The following is a 16,516-nucleotide window of genomic DNA, read 5'->3' as shown; positions in this document are numbered from 1 at the left end:
CCGCCGAAGGAAGCCCGTGGCCGCAGTCTTCGTCAAGGTCTCGCTGGACCAGGAGTATGGAAGCGGTCCACTGGCTTCGCAGCCCATTAGGAGTAGGGCCAGCCGGGGATCATCCGGTCGGCGCCGCGGCCGCGTCCGTGGACGTGGCAGAAGAGGCGGTCGTCACTGGTGGGGGCGTCGGGTCGGAGCCAGTTGGAGATGTCCACGGCCAGTGTGATGCGCCCGTCGGCGAGGGCGTGGGATCGGCAGGGCGGCCAGTGTGCGTCGCAGCCGGGTCGGCTCGAGACAGCCCCGGTCCAGCGCGGTGTACCTCGCCCCGTGCCCGCGCCGGTGCTCCGCCGCCAACGACAAGTCCACCAGCGTCTTGACCGGCCCGTCCGTGCACAGCAGCGCGTCGGTGAGCTCGAAGAGCACATCCGCCCGCTGGTACAGGCTCTCGTAGAACTCGACCCGAACGCGGGACAAGATGCCCAGAGCATCTCCCGAGGGCGCCTCGGCAAGGAGACTCATGGGCAGCGGCCGTTCTCCGGTTCTTCGTGACTCGACATCTCGAAGCGTGGAGAACGGCCGCCTCTGCTGTCCCGGAAAGAACCGCAGATCAGCAGGTCGAGTGACCTGCGAGCTTGAACAACGAGCTCAGCCGGGCGTGTCCGGGAGCAGCGGGAGGTGGGTGATGACGGTGGTCCCCTCGCCCTCGGCCGAGTGGATCTCCAGTCTGCCCTCGTGGTTGGTCACGATGCTCCGCACGATCGCCAGGCCGAGGCCGGTGCCGGGAATGGCGAGCTCGGTGACGTTGGAGGCGCGGAAGAACCGGTGAAAGAGGTCCTTCTGGTCCTTCTCGGGGATGCCGATCCCGGTGTCGCCCACGGTCAGCACAGCCTCGCCGTCCCCGCGGGACGTGCTGACCGTGACCAGTCCTCCGGGCGGGGTGAACTTGACGGCGTTGGTGAGCAGGTTCATCAGGACGCGGTCCAGCTGGTGGACGTCGCCGAGGACGATCAGGTCGTCCTCGGCGGGTACCTGGTTCAGGGTCACCGGGACGGCCATGGCCGCCGGGCGGATCGCCTCGACCGAGGAGTTCACCAGCTGGCGCAGGTCGACCGGCAGCCGTTCGGAGGTGAAGGCGCCCGACTCGACCCGCGAGATGGTGAGCAGGTCCTCGATGAGGTTGCGCAGCCGGGCCGCGTTGCGGTCCACCACCTCCACCATGTGCCGTTGGCCGTCGCTCAGCGGGCCGGAGTCGTTCGCCAGCAGTTCGACGTAGCCGACGATGCTGGTCAGCGGGGTGCGGAGCTCGTGCGAGACGGTGGAGAGGAAGTCGTTCTTGGCCTTGTCCAAGGCCTTGAGCCGGTCAACGAGTTCGGTCTCCTGACGGTAGGTCCTGGACTGCCGCACCGCACGGCCGAGTCCTGCCGCGATCGACTCGACGGCCTCGACCTCCATCGGCAGCCAGACGTCGCCGGGCCGGCAGCGGGCGAGGATGACCGCACCCATTGCCTCCGTGCCCGATCCGAAGGGGGTCACCAGGACGGCGACGACGCCCATCGCGGTCAGCGCGGCGCGGACTTCGGGCGGTGGTCCGGTGGTCCCGAAGGAGCCGGGGGCGCCGGGCAGGGCGGATCCGGAGGCGAGGTGCGGCCGGATGTCGTCGACGGACCAGCTCGTGTCCTGCGCGTAGTGCTCCCGGATGATCTCCGCCGGAGCCGGAGGCAGCCGGAGCAACTCCTCCGACGGAAGGCTGCCGCGGTCCGCGTTCCAGGCCCGGACGACCGGCACATCGGGCCCGCCGCCGTCGTCCGCCTGCAGAACCAGCACATGGTCCGCCCGTAGCGCCTCGCCCAGGCCGCGCACGGCCTCGTCGAGAATCTGGTCGAGGTCGAGGCCGGACCGGATGCCGATTCCCGCCTGCCGTGCCGCCGCGGCCAGCCGGTCGCGCTCGGCGTCGAGACGCCGCAGCCGGTCGTTCTCGTCGGCGAGTACGTTGACGGCGTGGGCGACGGCCCGGACCTCGGCCGGACCGCGGTCCGGCGCCCGGGCCCCGTGGTCGCCCTGCGCCAGCCGGCCGAGCACCGTCCTGATGCCGGCGAGCGGCCGGGTGATGGCCCGCACGGTGTGCAGCCCCGCGATCAGGGCCAGCACCGTCGCCAGTACCAGGAGGGCGCAGGTGGCGGCGCCCGCGCTCCACGCGATCAGATCGGCGCGGTCGGAGAGCTCGTCGGTGTCGTGGGTGAGACGTCCGTCCAGTTCCGCGTTGGTGGCCTCGAAGGCGTCGTACGGGACCTGCGCGGCCACGGCGAGCGCCGCAGCTCCGGGGCTCCCGGGCGTTGCCGTCTGCACCCGGTCGGTGATCCGCAGGTAGTCCTGGATCGGCCGCTCCTGAGCCGACAGGTAGGGCCTGGCGTCGGCGGGCGCGTGCGTGAAGGCCTCGGTGAGCGGGCCCCGGAAGTCGTTGCGCGAGCTGAGGAACGCGGCCAGTTGCGCGGGATCGCCGGTCAGCAGGTAGGCGTTCATCCGGCGTGAGCTGTCGGCGAGTTCCCCGCGCAGGCGCAGGTTGGCCTCCTGGGTCGGTGTCACCCGGTGCGTCAGGTCGTCGAGCGCCGAGTGTTGGAGCAGCGCGCCGGTCAGGGCGACGACGCCGGTGAGCACGACGAGTCCGATCAGCAGGCCGAACGACCAGGAGAGCCTCCGGACCACGGATCGGGCGCCCCGATCGGATCGAGCAGGCCGGAAGCCGCTCATTGCCGGTCCCCTTCGGTCGGCTCCGCGGCGAAGCCACGGCGCGTCATGACGCCCCAGACCTTCGGCGCGCCGTGGACGGCGTCCCAGATGCCCCGGACCCGCCACCAGGCGGTGAACTGCCGGTACCCGAGGTTCTCGGCCGCCGCTCCCAGCACGGCGGAGGAGATGTCCCGCCAGCGGCTGTAGCGGTGGAAGGCGTACTCCTCGGCCAGAATCGACAGCAGGCTGATCACCATCGCGTAGCCGTAGGAAGCCAGCAGGAAGCGCCACAGGAACCCCAGGTCGACCGCCCCGATCAGCAGGCCCAGCGGTACCAGGACCAGGCCGGCGAGTTCGACGACCGGTGCGCACAGTTCGAAGAGCACGTAGAAGGGCAGGGCCACCAGCCCTACCCGACCGTACCGGGGATTGCCGATCATGCCCCGGTGCTTGAGCAGGACCTCGGTGAGACCGCGGTGCCAGCGCCGCCGCTGGCGCCCGAGCACCCGCAGGGTCTCCGGGGCCTCGCTCCACGAGATCGGCTCGCCCACGAAGACGATGCGGTAGTCGTGGCCCGTCCCGCGCAGGTGGTGGTGGAGTCGGACGACCAGCTCGGCGTCCTCGCCGAGGCAGTCCGGATCGAGCCCGCCGACGGCGACCACCGCGTCGCGCCGGAACATCCCGAAGGCACCGGCGATCACCAGCAGGCCGCCGATCCGCGACCAGCCCGTCCGGCCGAGCAGGAAGGCCCGCATGTACTCCACCGTCTGGATCTTCGCCAGCAGCCGGTGGGGCATGCGGACCCGCACGACGCGGCCGGCCACGACGGTGCAGCCGTTGGCGATGCCGATCACACCTCCGGCGCCCACGACCCGCAGCGGGTCGTCGGCGAAGGGCTTGGAGATCGCGAGCAGCGCCTGCGAGTCGAGGATCGAGTCCGCGTCGACCATGCACAGGAGCGGATAGCGGGCCAGATTGATGCCGACGTTGAGGGCGTCGGCCTTGCCGCCGTTGCGCTTGCGAGCCACGAGCAGCGACACCGGGCCGCCCCTGGGCAGGTGGACCGACTCCACGGCGCCGCGCACGGGCACCTCGGTGGAGACGACATGGGGCACCTCGACGAGGTCGAAGGCCTCACGGAGCCGGTCCAGGGTGGCGTCGGTGGAACCGTCGTCGACCACGACCACCTCGAACGAGGGATGGCGCAGCAGGAGCAGCGCCTGCACCGCGTCCACGATCCCGGCCTCCTCGTTGTACGCGGGCACGATGAGCGACACCGGAAGCGTGAAGGGACTGGCGGAGGCATCGTCGTAGCCGGCGAACGGCGTGCGGCGCAGATGCCGGACGAAGTCGCCGGCCGCGATGAGGACCAGCGTGAGATAGCCGGTGTTGATCGCCAGGAAGTACCCGAGAACCAGGACGTTGCTGACGGCGATCACGTCCAGCAGCGCGTCGTGCGCGCCGCTCGCCGTCGACGTGGCCGTGGCCGGATCGGCCGCGCCGAGGACGGCCGTCGCGAGCGGCGGCGTCACGGTCCCACCGCCGCACGCCCGGCGGGGGAGTGTGCGCCTCCCTCGCCGATCGCCGCTTCCGCCAGCGCGGCCCGCGCATGAGCGGCCGCGCGCCCTCCGCGGGCCCCGTCCGCGGCGCGGCGCAGTTCGTCGCGCCCGGCCGGCCCGACGTGCAGCAGTGCCCGGGCCGCGGTCGCGGCCACACGGTGGACGGGGTCGTCGAGCAGTTCCCCCAGGCGTGGGGCCGCGCATGATGCCCCCAGACGGCCCAGCGCCCTGGCCGCCACAGCGCGCAGCGACTCCGGCTGGCCCCGCCGCACCGCGTGCAGCAGCGGCTCCAGGCCTGCCGGCGTGCCGAGGGCGCCCAGAGCACGCGCGGCCCGGATCCGCACTTCGAGATGCGGATCGGCCCTCAGCGCGGCCGCGACCCTGGTGGTCCACCCCACTCCTCCGGTGGCTCCAAGAGCCTCGACGGTCACCGCCCGCACCAGCGGCTCGGCGTCGTCCAGACCGGTGGCGATCTGGTCGTGCCCGGCGGCTCCGAACGCGGTGAGCGCCTGCAGGACGACCGCAGGCGGTACCGGATGCGGACCGTGCAGGCAGGCCAGCAGGTCGGGGACGTCCGCAGGATCCCCGATGTGGCCCAGAGCCCGCGCGGCGACCGTCCGGACCTCGGAGTCGGCGTCCGAGAGCAGGACGCGAAGCCGTGGGGTGGCCGCCCGGTGCCGCAGCAGCCCGAGCACCTCCGCAGCCCGGCCCTTCCGGACCGGCCCGCGCCGTCGCAGGTCCGCCATCGCCCGCGTGGCGACTCCCCGCTGCTCGAACAGGCCCACCAGCGAGGCCCTGGCCTGTCCGCTCACCTTCGCGAGGATCGCCCGCGCCGTGGGTTCGACAGCCGCCCAGCTCCGGTCGTCGAGAGCGGACAGCGCCCGCAGGCTTCCCGCTTCCTCGTCCCCCTCCGCACAGAGGAATTCAAGCAGCAGGACCCGGAGCGGCTCGGCCGCGCGCTCCCTGCGGCGTTCCCGTTCCCGCCGGACGGCACGCACGCAGACGAGGAGTACCAGCAGCACCACGGCCGACCCGGCCAGCACCTGCATGCTGTCGTTGACAATGCCGCGCCCGGTCATCGGGTCGCCCTGGCCAGGACCGCCTGCACCCGGCTGCTCAGTTCACGCGGGCTGAACGGTTTGATGATGTAGTCGTCGGCACCGGCCGCGAAGCCGGTCTCGACGTCGAACTCCTGCGATCGAGCCGTGAGCAGGATCACCGGCAGCCTCTCCGTCTCCGGCGCGGCCCGCAGTTCCCGGCAGACGTCCAGACCTGACATCCCGGGCATTCTGATGTCGAGGAGGGCGAGATCCACGGTCTGCTCACGGACGGCCTTGAGCGCGCTCAGACCGTCGTCGACCACGGTGACCTGATGGCCGGACTGCGTGAGCTTGTAGGCCACGAGGTCACGGATGTCGGCGTCGTCGTCGGCCACCAGAATGGATGCCATCGTCCCTCCTCGGGGCGAGCCCGGCGGGAGTGAATGCGCCACAGCCGTTGTGAGCCGCAGACGTTGTGGCCTGCGCATCGAGCGAGGGTTCCGGTCCCGGACGGTCGCTGTTCGGCTCTCGTCCCGCCACTTCCGGCACGGGGAGACGGGCGGTCTCAGGTTCATGCTAGGAGCGGCCGGTGGGGCGTGCGACACGACGCTGCGGGGCAGGTGACGCGGAGCGGCCGGGGCCGCCGGGGCCGGTGCACAGGCCGTGCCGCGGGCCTCTGCGTCGTTGACGCTCTGTCTTCCACTACGGGCTCCGTCACCCCGACGCTCCTGTTGCGCCGTCCGGCGGCGGGCGCGGCGGCGGGGAGGGGGTACGGGATCGGACGCTCCGTCACCCGTCACGGACGGTGCGCGGCCACGGTCCGTCAGGGTGCCCGGACGGTGGCTGACGCGGTCCGCATGCCGACGCGCGGCCACGGGCCGGAGACGGCGGCCTCCGCCGGCCCGTAGGGGGCCGTTGATGGCTCGTCCGTTCGGGTCACGGTCTGTCGCCGCAGCGGGTCCGGTGCGTGCTCCTGGCCGGGCCGGACGGGGAGGGCCGGCGGGAGTGACATGACACTGCGTCACGACGGCGTGCTCGTCGGCGGCTGTCCGTGCCGAGGACGGCAGGCTGCCATCCGTGTGCGTACGAATTTCGTGAACTGGATATACTGAGACCGGATTTGTGTCGAAAAGTCTGGCTCGAGGAGCCTCAAAGGCGGAGCCCGAGGGGCCCTGTTCCCCCTATCGAAGCGGCTTCCTCCGCTTACCGACTCCCTGGTACCGAGTCCCCGCACGGGTCTCGGAACTTCCTTTGCGCGAGGTGACGGGTTTGAATACCCAACGGCGCTGGGTCCCCTTGATGACCGGCTTCGGTGTGTTGGTGGTCCTGCTCACGGCCCTCTACTATGCGTTCTCCGCGCAGCGGCTGATCTTCCTCGGAATCGGACTGACCGGTGTCATCGGCATGCTGGTGGGCGTCTTCGTCAACCGTCCGTCCCATCGGTTGCCCTGGCTGGTGCTCGCCGCCGCGAACCTCAGCTTCGCGGCGGGCGAGGCGACCCAGATCGTCTTCATCCAGTTCCTGCACGAGGAGAACCCGTTCCCGTCAGCCGCCGACGTCTTCTACCTCGCGACGTACGGGCTGTACGCGGTGGGGCTCCTGGGATTCGTCCGCTGGCGTTCGGCCGGGCGTGACCGGGCCAGTTTCATCGACGCGCTGATCCTGACGGCCGGCCTGGCCCTGCTGTCCTGGATCTACCTGATCGTCCCCTCCACCCATGTTGCCGGCCTCACCTGGCTGCAGAAGGCGATCTCCGTCGCCTACCCGCTCGGGGACATCCTCGTGCTGGCGATGCTGCTGCGCCTGCTCGCCCCCCGCGGCGGCAAGAGCCCGGCGCTGGTGCTGCTCGCCCTGGGGACGGTCGGTCTGCTCACCTCCGACGTCCTGTACGCCCTCATCCTCCTGCACGGGACCTGGCACACCGGGACGGCGGTGGAGCTGGGCTGGGCGGTGTTCTACGGAGCCTGGGGCGCCGCCGCCATCCACCCCTCCATGGTCACGCTGACCCAGCCCGTCCGGTGGCGTGCCGACACCGCGCGCGGCCGCCTGGGCCTGCTCACGCTCGCCTCACTGATCGCGCCGGCCATGCTCCTGCTGCAGGATGCACGCGGAGTGACCACGAACGTCGGCGTCATCGGAGCCTTCTCGGCCATCCTCTTCGCGCTGGTGCTCTACCGGCTGGCGGGCGTCGCGGCGACCCATCGGCAGGGCGTCGGCCGCGAGCGTGTCCTGCGCATCGCCGTGGCCTCGCTGGGGTCCGCGACCGACATCCGGGACACGGCCGCCGCGGTCCGGACCGTCCTCGCCTCGCTGCTGCCGGACGACCGGAGCCACAGCGCGCTGCTCGCCATCAGGGAGGGCGCCGTCCTGTGGCTGATCCGTGTCGACGACGGTGCGCGCCGCGCGGCGTCCCCGGAGACCGCCCGGGCGGTGCAGGAGCTGACGCGGAGCGGCGAGGCCCGTCTGGTGAGCCGCGCCGAACTGCAGCACGACCTCGCCGCGGAACTCGGCGGGGCACCCAGCGCCGTGGTCTGCCCGCTGGCCCTGCCGGACCGCCCGGAGGACCAGACCGAGCCGGACGGCTCCGCGGCCCCAAGCGCCGGGGCGCTGATCGTGGCCGCGGACGAGCAGCACCTCATCGTCCTGCAGGAAGCGCTGGTCACGCTGACGGCCCAGGCCGCCCTCGCGATCGAACGGATCGCCCTCAGCGAGGAGGTCGACCGGCGCAAGAGCGAGGCCTACTTCCGGACCCTGGTGCAGAACGCATCCGACGTCATCCTGATCCTCGACGACGACGACAGGATCCGGTACGCCAGCCCGTCGGCCGACCAGGTTCTCGGCCATCCCTCGTTGGAAGGCGTCCGGCTGACGGACCTGATCACTCCGCAGGACAGCGGCTCGGTGGTCCACACCCTTGCGCAGATGCGGATCCGCGACTGCCAGGGCAGGCGTGACCACTGGAGGATGACGCGCGTCGACCACGCGGTCATCGAGGTCGAGGTCAGATGCAGTGACCTGCGGACCGAGGCGACGGTCGGTGGCCTGGTGCTCACCCTCCGGGACGTCACCGAGCAGCGTTCGCTCGAACGTGAACTCACCCGCCAGGCTTTCCACGACTCGCTCACCGGCCTCGCGAACCGCGTGCTGTTCCAGGACCGGGTCTCCCATGCGCTGACCCAGAGCCAGCGCGAAGGCACCGTGGTCGGCGTGCTCTTCGTCGACATCGACGACTTCAAGGTCGTGAACGACATCCAGGGGCACAGCGTGGGCGACGAGCTACTGGTCGCCGTCGCGCTGCGGCTGTCGTCGACCGTCCGGGCGTCCGACACCGCGGCCCGCATCGGCGGCGACGAGTTCGCCCTGCTGGTGCAGGACTCGGTGACGCCCGGGGACGTCGAGACCTTCGCCGATCACGTGATCAGTGTGTTCGCGGAACCGTTCCGCCTCAGCGTCGGTCCGGTGAGCGTCTACGCGAGCGTGGGCATCGCCACCACCGAGGACAGCATCGACTCGGTCGAACTCCTGACCCATGCCGACCTGGCCCTGTACGCCGCGAAGACGGCCGGCAAGCGCCAGTGGCGCGGGTACCAGCCCGTCCTCCAGAGCGGTATGGCCGAGCGGCACCAGCTCCAGGAGAGCCTCGACAGTTCGCCGGTCGAAACGTCGTTCCTGGTCCTGTACCAGCCCATCGTGGTACTCGCCACCGGGGAGATCGCCGGGTTCGAGGCGCTGGTCCGCTGGCCGCACTCGTCGCGGGGCATGGTGCTCCCGGAACAGTTCATCACCCTGGCGGAGGAGAGCGGCCAGATCGTCCCCCTGGGTGCCTGGGTGCTCGGCCAGGCGGCGGCCGAGGCGGTCCGCTGGCGGCAGCGGCCGGGGCATCCCGACGCACAGTCCAGCGCGCCGTACGTGAGCGTCAACGTCTCACCTCGGCAGTTCCGGGACGACGGCTTCCTCGACGCGGTGCACCACACGCTGGAGGTGTCCGGCATCGAGCCGTCCAGCCTGATCCTCGAACTGACGGAGACCGTCCTGATGAGGCACGACGACCGCATCCGGACCGTGATGCGCGATCTGACCGACCTCGGTATCCGCATCGCGATCGACGACTTCGGAACCGGCTACTCCTCGTTGAGCTATCTGCGCGAGTTCCCGATATCGATACTCAAGATCGACAAGTCGTTCATCGACAAGCTCGGGCGCTCCCCGCAGCAGTACGCCCTGGTGGAGGGAATCGCCCATCTGGCGGACACCCTTGGTGTCAAGGTGATCGCCGAAGGCGTGGAGAACACGACCCAGCAGGAGCTGCTGATCTCCATGGGCTGCCCGCTCGGCCAGGGCTTCCTGTTCTTCCGGCCGCTCCCGTCCGACCAGGCGGAGGCCCTGATCCTCGCCCCGGATCGCCGGCTGGGGGTCAGGTGAGGCGGCGTCGGCGGCTCAGGGCCCGGGCGTGCAGCCGCCCGCCCTCCGGGGTCGCGCTTCGCGGCCCCGGTGAGCGAAACCACGCGACGGTATTCGTGTACCTAGCGGTATTCGTGCACCTTACGGGCCCGGTTACGCGTTTTTCCGGAGTAGCCTGGAAGGTGCCGGAGAATTTACCGGTAGGACGATCGCGAGGAGGTGGATATGCAGATCAGTGGAGCAGGAGCCCTGATTCTGCGACTCGTGATCGCGAAATTCCAGTCCGGCCTTTCGGCCGGGAGATGACGGGATCGCCGAGGTGGCGGGCGCAGGTGCAAATCCTGTTGTTCGGATCAGTGTTAATTCAGGGCGTGGGCCGTTTTCGCAGAGATGCGGAGGCGGCCTTTTTGTTGTTCCGCCACTCGGTGGTCGCAGTGCGCGATCCCGTCGCACGGTCACAAGCGTTCGGGTAGTTTCCTTCCCCTGCGATCCGGCGGGTGTCCGAGCGGCTCGGGAAGCAGGCCGCCGGTCGGCGGGAGCCCTGCCGATCGGAAGCCCGCCGGGGGGTGCGCCGTACGGGCGGCCTGCCGCGAACCCCGCACGTGCCGGATGCACCGGGCCCGGGGCGCGGCGCATTCTTGAGGGCATGGACGTCGAACGGCGCTCGGCCGGCGAGGGGCCGTGGGGTCGCGTCCCGGCCCTGGTGCTGGTGCCCATCGGTCTCCTCGTGGTGCTCCTCGTGGTGATCATCCGGTCGCCCGACTCGATCCGTCTGGGCCCGCTGCTCGTGATCGCTCCCGCACTGACCCCGTCCTTCGCCGGGCCACGGGTGACCGCCGCCGTCGCAGCGCTCACCGTCGCCGCCGGTGTCCTCATCGCCGTCCTGCGCGGTGGCGTGACCACCGGCAACCACCCGGCGCAGCTCGCCGCACTCGCCGCGCTGTCCATGATGATCGTGGTCTTCGCGGTGGTCCGGGAGCGCCGCGAACGGCAGCTCGCCCGCGCCCAGTCGGTGGCCGAGGCGGCCCAGCGCGCTCTGCTGCGCCCGATTCCCGAGCGGATCGGCCCGCTGCAGATCGCGACCGTGTACCTGGCCGCCGAGCACGAGGCGCAGATCGGCGGTGACCTCTACACGGCGACCCGCACGGACGGCGGGGCACGGATGATCGTCGGGGACGTCCGGGGGAAGGGCCTGGCCGCCGTCGGGGAGTCAGCCCTGTTGCTCAGCGCCTTCCGGCTCGTCGCCGCCCAGCACGCCACCCTGCCCGACCTCGCCTGGACGCTGGACCACAACGTCAGCCGGTACCTGCACGACTTCGCCCAGACCGACAGGGAGACCGCTGAGCACTTCGTCACCGCCCTGCTCCTGGACATCCCCGACGACGCCCCGGTGGCCCGCATGACCAACTGCGGACACCCGCCACCGCTGCTGCTGCACCACGACCGCGTGATCGGACTCGACGGCGCCGGTACCGCGCCACCCCTGGGCCTCGGCGTCCTGGCGGCCGCCGACTACCCGGACGACACGTTCCCCTTCGAGATCGGGGACACGCTCCTGCTCTACACCGATGGCGTGATCGAAGCCCGCGACCGTTCCGGTGCGTTCTACCCGTTCGCGGACCGGGTCGCCCGTTGGACCGGTAGCGCGCCGGAGGCGCTGGTCAACCACATCCGCCGCGACCTGCTGGCTCACGCCGGTGGGCGGCTCGGCGACGACGCGGCCGTCGTCGCCATCCGGCGTACGGACGGGTCCGAGCACCGTCTGCACGGGCTGCTGTAGACGGCACACCGCCCTCGCACGCCCCGTCCGGTCACGGAGCTGCCGTCAGCTGCTCGCGCCGCCCCAGCGGATGGCCGCCGCACCCGCGTAGTCGCCCGCGTGCGCGAAGCCGCCCAGCACCACCAGGTCGCCGCCCTTGACCCGACCGGACCGCAGCGCCAGGTCCAGGGTGACGGGCACCGCGGCGCCGAAGAGGTTGCCGCACCGGTCGAAGGTGTCGGGATGCCGTTCGGGCGGAAGCCCCAGCGACCGCCGCCAGTTCCCCAGGAAGGTGCGGTTGGGCTGGTTGGTGACCAGCACGTCGATCTCCGCCGTGGGGACTCCGATCCGCGCACAGACCTCGGCCACCATGGCGGGCACCAGCCGGTTGCCGCGTTCGAGGACGGTACCGACGCTCTCCTCGGTGAAGCCGATCCGCAGCTGGGACCGCCCCGGTTCCCAGTAACGCCGGCCGTCCTCCAGGACGACGGTCATGTCTCCGCCGTGCGCGCCGATGTGACGGCCGGCCACTGCCAGCACCGGTGAGGCCGCCGAGGTGGTGACGTAGCCGACTCCGCAGCCGTCCCCGGGGATCGCGGCCTGGGCGAGCCGTCGTACCTCGGACTGGGTGAAGAGCTGCCCGGCGGCGGTCTGCGCGTTGCAGATCAGCGCCGTCCTCGCCTCGGTGGTGCGAAGGATCTGCCGGGCCAGTTGCAGCATGTGCACGAAGGACGCGCAGCCCGCGTTGGCCACGTCGATCAGCCACTCCGGGTTCAGGCCGAGCCGGCGTGCGACCTCGGTGCCGGCCCCGACGATCGGACTGTCCGGCAGCTGGCTGTGTACCAGGAGCACGTCCACCGCGCGGATCTCGGCCCGGCCGTGCCGCTCGATCAGCGGCTGGACGGCCCGCTCCACCAGATCCACGTTGCTCTCCCCGGTGACATGGTGCCGCAGCGCCGGAACCCGGAACATCGGGCTGTCCCTGAGCCGGTCCTCCGCCCCCGGGTGGTCGGTGTAGAACGAGGCGGGCACCGGCTCCCCGGGCAGGTGCCCGGAGACGTCGGTGAGGCTGACGGTCTTCACTTCGCCCCCGGATCCGCAGCCGCGGCCGCCGAACGCGGTGGCACGCTCACCGGCAGGGCATTGCGGTACCGGTGTTCCAGGATCGCCTTGAGATTGGCCATCTCCACCGTGTGGCCGGCGTAGAAGAGGTCCCAGTAGGTGCCCACCCAGGCCCGGTCCGGGCTCGGTGCGAGCTCAGGGCGGGGGTTGGCGTCGTAGTACGGGTGCCGGCAGTTGGTCCAGGTGATGACGGAACCGGGCCGTCCCAGCACCGGTTCGGCGGGCACGACCCGCATCAGGTAGATCATCCAGAGTCGCTCGCCCTGGTCCCAGGCACAGTGGAAGTCCACCGTCCGGGCCTCGGCGTTGGACGCCACCCGGCAGTAGATCCTGGTCCGCGCCTCCAGCAGGTCGTCCCCGACCCACAGACCGGGGGTGCCGCCGGGCTCGAAGTTCCGCAGACTGAACGTCCACTCCTCCAGGTGGTGCCCCTGCCGCAGGTAGGTGTACGCGTCGTCCGGCGGGCAGTCGACGTACTCGTGGATCGTGCAGTACTGCCCGTAGACATCCTGGTGGGGATAGGCCGGGCGGGTCAGCTCCGCGCAGCGGGCCGCCAGGACGGCCGGGGCGGTGTTCTCCACCGTGGTCAGGCCGGGCACTCCGGTCGGGCCGGGCGGCTCAGCCGGGATGGACGGTGCGATGCTCATGAGCGGTCTCCTCGTGGTCGGCCGGCACCGGGCCGGTGGTGTTCAGGAACGGGAGGAACGGGGGGATCTCCGCGGGATCGACGTCCACTGCCACCAGGACCGGACCGCTCGTGGTGTTGCCGTGCAGCAGTGCCTGCCGCAGCTGCGGACCGGTGGCGGCCCGGCTCGCGGCCAGGGTGGGGAACATGCCCGCTGCGCCCGCGGCGATGTCCGAAGGAAGGAAGAGGTTGGCCGGGTGCGGGGATCCCAGGAACAGCTGGTCGCGGGTGGCGCACATGGCGTGGGCGTTGTTGTTGAGGATCACGAAGGTGACCGGCGCGTCGTACTCGAGGGCGGTGTGCACCTCCATGCCGTGCATGAAGAACGCCCCGTCCCCGGCGAGCACGTAGGTGCGCTTCCCGGTGCCGAGGGCCGCGCCGATGCCCGCGCCGAAGGTGTAGCCCATGCCGGCCATGCCGACGGCCACCACGAACCGCCCCCGCCGCGTGGCAGGGAGCCGGTGGATCGCGCTGGCGCCGGTGTTCCCGGCGTCCACGAAGACGTGGGCGTCCGGTGGCAGGGCATCCGCCACCGCGGCCACCGCTGCGGTGTGGGAGAGGCCGTCGGCGCCGGGAGACGGGGTCGCCAGCGGAACCGGTCCGGCGTGCCCGGGGGCGGGACGGACGCCGGCGGCGAGCCGGCCGGCCAGTTGCCGCAGGGTGTCGCGCAGACCGCCGGACAGATGGAGTCCGGGGAGGGAGGGGACGAACGGCGGTTCGGGGTCGACGCAGATCACGGGGGTCGCGGCCAGTGCCGGCTCCAGTCCGCCACGGGCCAACACCGGCAGGCGGGTGCCGACGAGCAGGCAGAGATCGGCCCGCCGCAGACAGTCCAGGACGTTCGGATGCCCCATCACCCCGGCCACGCCGGCGAAATGCCGGTCGGCGTTGTCGAACACGTCCTTGGCGTCCGGAGTGACCGCCACCCATGCGCCCAACCTTGCCACCAGGTCGGCGAGTTCCTGCTTCGCCGCGGCCGCGGCGACGCCCTCGCCGGCGATCACCAGCACCCGGTCGGCGCCGCGCAGCCGCTCCGCCGCGCGGTCCAGCCGCACCGGTGGCGTGCGCGGCTCGGGCGCCGGGGTGGGCGGTGCCGGTCGGCGGGGTGCCAGGGGGGCCTGCTGGACGTCCTTGGGCAGCAGCAGTACGGCCGGTCCCCGGGGGTGCGAGCGCGCCGCGGCCATCGCCTCCGCGAGCAGCCGTGGCAGTGCATCCGGGCGTTCCACCCGGACGCAGAACCGGCTGACCTGCGCGAACAGGCCGTGGGCGTCGAGCGATCCGGCCAGTCCGCTGGAGTCCTGGAAGGCGCCGAGCCCGTCCAGTGCGGTGGGTGGCTGCCCGACGAGCGCCAGCACCGGGACGCGTGAGGCGTACGCCTCCGCCAGCCCCGGGAGCAGGTTCATCGCGCCGCCGCCGGAGGTGGCCGCGACGACACCGAGCCGCCCGGTGGTGCGCGCGTACCCGTCCGCCATGGTGACGGCCGAGAACTCGTGCTTCGCCAGGACGGTGCGCGGCCGCCCCCGGACGAGGTTCAGGGCGTCGTAGAGGTCCTCGATGTTCGCGCCGCCGACGCCGAACACCTGCCGGACTCCGGCCTCGGCCAGAGCGGCCGCCAGGTGGTCCACGACGCGGACATCGGCGGTCCCGTCGGTGGTGCCCGCGGACGGGGTCTCCCGGATGTCGGTGGTCACGGGGTGGTACTCCTCTCCGCCGACCCGGCGCCGAGGACCAGACCTGCCGGCGCGAGGGACTGGAAGCGCCGGCGGTACTCGCTCGGGGTGAGCTCCAGGGCCCGGCCGAACGAACGGAAGAAGGTCTCGGCGGAGGCGAATCCGCAGCGGCGGGCGATCTGGCCGGCCGGCAGATCGGTGGACTCCAGCAGTTTCCGGGCCCGGGCGATGCGCATCTGCTCGATGTACTGGGCCGGTGGAGTGCCGACCTCGCGCCGGAACACCCGGGCGAAGTTGCGCACGCTCATGTTGGCGTGCTGGGCCACCTCGGGTACGGGCAGCGGCTGTTCGAGGTTCTCCAGGATCCACTCCTGCGCGGCCCGGATCGGCGGTCGGTCGGCCAGCTGGGCCTCGAGAATCGTGCTGAACTGCGACTGGCCGCCGTTCCGTTTGAAGAACAGCACCAGAAAGCGTGCCACCTCCAGCGCGAAGGAGGCGCCGTGATCGGCCTCGACCAGAGCGAGGGCCAGGTCGATCCCGGTGGCCACACCGGCCGAGGTCACGTAGTCGCCGTCCCAGACGAAGATCGGATCCGGGTCGACGGCCACCTCCGGGTACCGTCGGGCCAGTTCGTCGCAGAACGCCCAGTGGGTGGTGGCCCTCCGCCCGTTGAGCAGCCCCGCCTCGGCGAGCAGGAAGGCGCCGCCGCAGACGGACACCACGCGCCGCGAACGCATGGCGGCCCGACCGATCCAGGACACCAGCTCCCGGTCGGCCAGCGCGTCGGGGAGGCTCCAACCGCCCGGCACGAGCAGCGTGTCGATCGGGCCACCGGCCGTCCGAAGCGGCTCCGCCTCGATCACGATTCCCGTGCTGGTCCGCACCCGTGGCGCACAAGCCGAGACGATCTCGATCCGGTACTCACCCTCCTCTCCGGGACGCCGCCGGTTGGCGGTGTCGAACACCTCGATCGGGCCCGCGATGTCGAGGGCCTGGGTACCCGGATAGACCACCACAACAACTCGTCGCTCAAGCACCGTCACAGCCTGTGTCTGGTCGGGGAGTGGCCGCAATGACGGCTTACTGACGAATCCGGCCACGGGTTCGTGCGGGTCGCCGACGACCAGCGGTGATGACGCGACGTCACAACCGGTGTGAGACGGGTCATAGTCTCCGCGCACGCCACTGCGCCCGCTCGCCGAGGACGGTGCCTCCCCGCGCCGCCACGGAGACTTCGGCGGCGACGGCATCCGGATCGCGGCCCACGTCCCTGCCAGAGTGCCCGGTCCCACGGTGCGGGCGTGAGACGCCATCGGTAGCGCCGAGCAGCTCATCGAGGCGACCGCCAAGTCCGTCCTGCTGGAGCGCGGCCCGACCGTCGACGGAATGCCAAGGCCCTCGCCCTCGCCCTCGAAGCCGTCGCCCGGCCGGTTGGTCGACCTTGAAGGCACCGCCATCCGGGGGCTGGGCAGTTCGGGCAGTACCGGAGGGCTGCCACCGCTGGGTCGCCGGCTGCTTCAGGGGGTTGTGGTGAGGGTGTCGTCGAGCCAGTCGAGGATTCG

At 71.5% G+C, this 16,516-nt stretch carries 10 protein-coding genes and 1 pseudogene; 2 read left to right on the top strand and 9 right to left on the bottom strand.

What is annotated here, in order from left to right:
• Positions 1-89: 89 nt before the first annotated feature.
• The 5 genes and pseudogenes from AB0P35_RS36460 to AB0P35_RS36440 all read right to left on the bottom strand — a co-directional run.
• A pseudogene (locus tag AB0P35_RS36460) lies at positions 90-510 on the bottom strand (transposase); the annotation flags it as partial.
• Positions 511-636: 126 nt separating this feature from the next.
• Complete coding sequence (locus tag AB0P35_RS36455; RefSeq protein ID WP_363519620.1) at positions 637-2,694, bottom strand: ATP-binding protein; 2,058 nt, start codon at positions 2,692-2,694, stop codon at positions 637-639.
• A gap of 41 nt (positions 2,695-2,735) precedes the next feature.
• Positions 2,736-4,250: a glycosyltransferase gene (locus tag AB0P35_RS36450; protein WP_363519617.1), complete on the bottom strand. Its 1,515-nt coding sequence runs from the start codon at positions 4,248-4,250 to the stop codon at positions 2,736-2,738.
• The gene (locus AB0P35_RS36445) at positions 4,247-5,356 is read right to left on the bottom strand and encodes a HEAT repeat domain-containing protein (RefSeq protein WP_363519615.1); all 1,110 of its coding nucleotides are present in this window, start codon (positions 5,354-5,356) and stop codon (positions 4,247-4,249) included. Before AB0P35_RS36445 ends, AB0P35_RS36450 begins: the two co-directional genes overlap by 4 nt.
• Positions 5,353-5,712, bottom strand: coding sequence for a response regulator (locus AB0P35_RS36440; protein WP_363519612.1), 360 nt, complete (start codon positions 5,710-5,712; stop codon positions 5,353-5,355). The genes AB0P35_RS36445 and AB0P35_RS36440 overlap by 4 nt, the downstream gene beginning before the upstream one ends.
• A gap of 904 nt (positions 5,713-6,616) precedes the next feature.
• Between AB0P35_RS36440 and AB0P35_RS36435 the strand changes: the two genes are divergently transcribed.
• Entirely contained in the window at positions 6,617-9,739 is a 3,123-nt protein-coding gene (locus AB0P35_RS36435) for an EAL domain-containing protein (RefSeq protein ID WP_363519609.1), read from the top strand.
• A gap of 625 nt (positions 9,740-10,364) precedes the next feature.
• Positions 10,365-11,498 (top strand): PP2C family protein-serine/threonine phosphatase, encoded by a 1,134-nt coding sequence (locus AB0P35_RS36430; protein ID WP_363519606.1) that lies wholly within the window; start codon positions 10,365-10,367, stop codon positions 11,496-11,498.
• A 45-nt stretch (positions 11,499-11,543) separates the two neighbouring features.
• Here the strand turns inward: AB0P35_RS36430 and AB0P35_RS36425 are convergent, their stop codons facing one another.
• The 4 genes from AB0P35_RS36425 to AB0P35_RS36410 are packed head-to-tail and all read right to left on the bottom strand — an operon-like array spanning position 11,544 to position 15,991.
• Positions 11,544-12,560 (bottom strand): ketoacyl-ACP synthase III family protein, encoded by a 1,017-nt coding sequence (locus AB0P35_RS36425; protein WP_363519603.1) that lies wholly within the window; start codon positions 12,558-12,560, stop codon positions 11,544-11,546.
• Positions 12,557-13,246: an SRPBCC family protein gene (locus tag AB0P35_RS36420; protein ID WP_363519600.1), complete on the bottom strand. Its 690-nt coding sequence runs from the start codon at positions 13,244-13,246 to the stop codon at positions 12,557-12,559. Before AB0P35_RS36420 ends, AB0P35_RS36425 begins: the two co-directional genes overlap by 4 nt.
• Entirely contained in the window at positions 13,218-14,975 is a 1,758-nt protein-coding gene (locus AB0P35_RS36415; RefSeq protein WP_363519597.1) for a thiamine pyrophosphate-binding protein, read from the bottom strand. The genes AB0P35_RS36420 and AB0P35_RS36415 overlap by 29 nt, the downstream gene beginning before the upstream one ends.
• Entirely contained in the window at positions 14,972-15,991 is a 1,020-nt protein-coding gene (locus AB0P35_RS36410) for a GlxA family transcriptional regulator (protein WP_363519595.1), read from the bottom strand. Before AB0P35_RS36410 ends, AB0P35_RS36415 begins: the two co-directional genes overlap by 4 nt.
• Between the last annotated feature and the right edge of the window lie 525 nt (positions 15,992-16,516).

The organism is Kitasatospora sp. NPDC085879 (assembly GCF_040686255.1).
In the GTDB taxonomy this organism is placed as follows: Bacteria; Actinomycetota; Actinomycetes; order Streptomycetales; family Streptomycetaceae; genus Kitasatospora.
This window is presented reverse-complemented; position numbering and strand designations above follow the sequence as displayed.

Bases quoted from the DNA above. Each gene is read 5' to 3' on its own strand.
- AB0P35_RS36445 (WP_363519615.1), bottom strand. From the start codon at position 5,356: ATGACCGGGCGCGGCATTGTCAACGACAGCATGCAGGTGCTGGCCGGG.
- AB0P35_RS36435 (WP_363519609.1), top strand. From the start codon at position 6,617: ATGACCGGCTTCGGTGTGTTGGTGGTCCTGCTCACGGCCCTCTACTAT.
- AB0P35_RS36430 (WP_363519606.1), top strand. From the start codon at position 10,365: ATGGACGTCGAACGGCGCTCGGCCGGCGAGGGGCCGTGGGGTCGCGTC.
- AB0P35_RS36420 (WP_363519600.1), bottom strand. From the start codon at position 13,246: ATGAGCATCGCACCGTCCATCCCGGCTGAGCCGCCCGGCCCGACCGGA.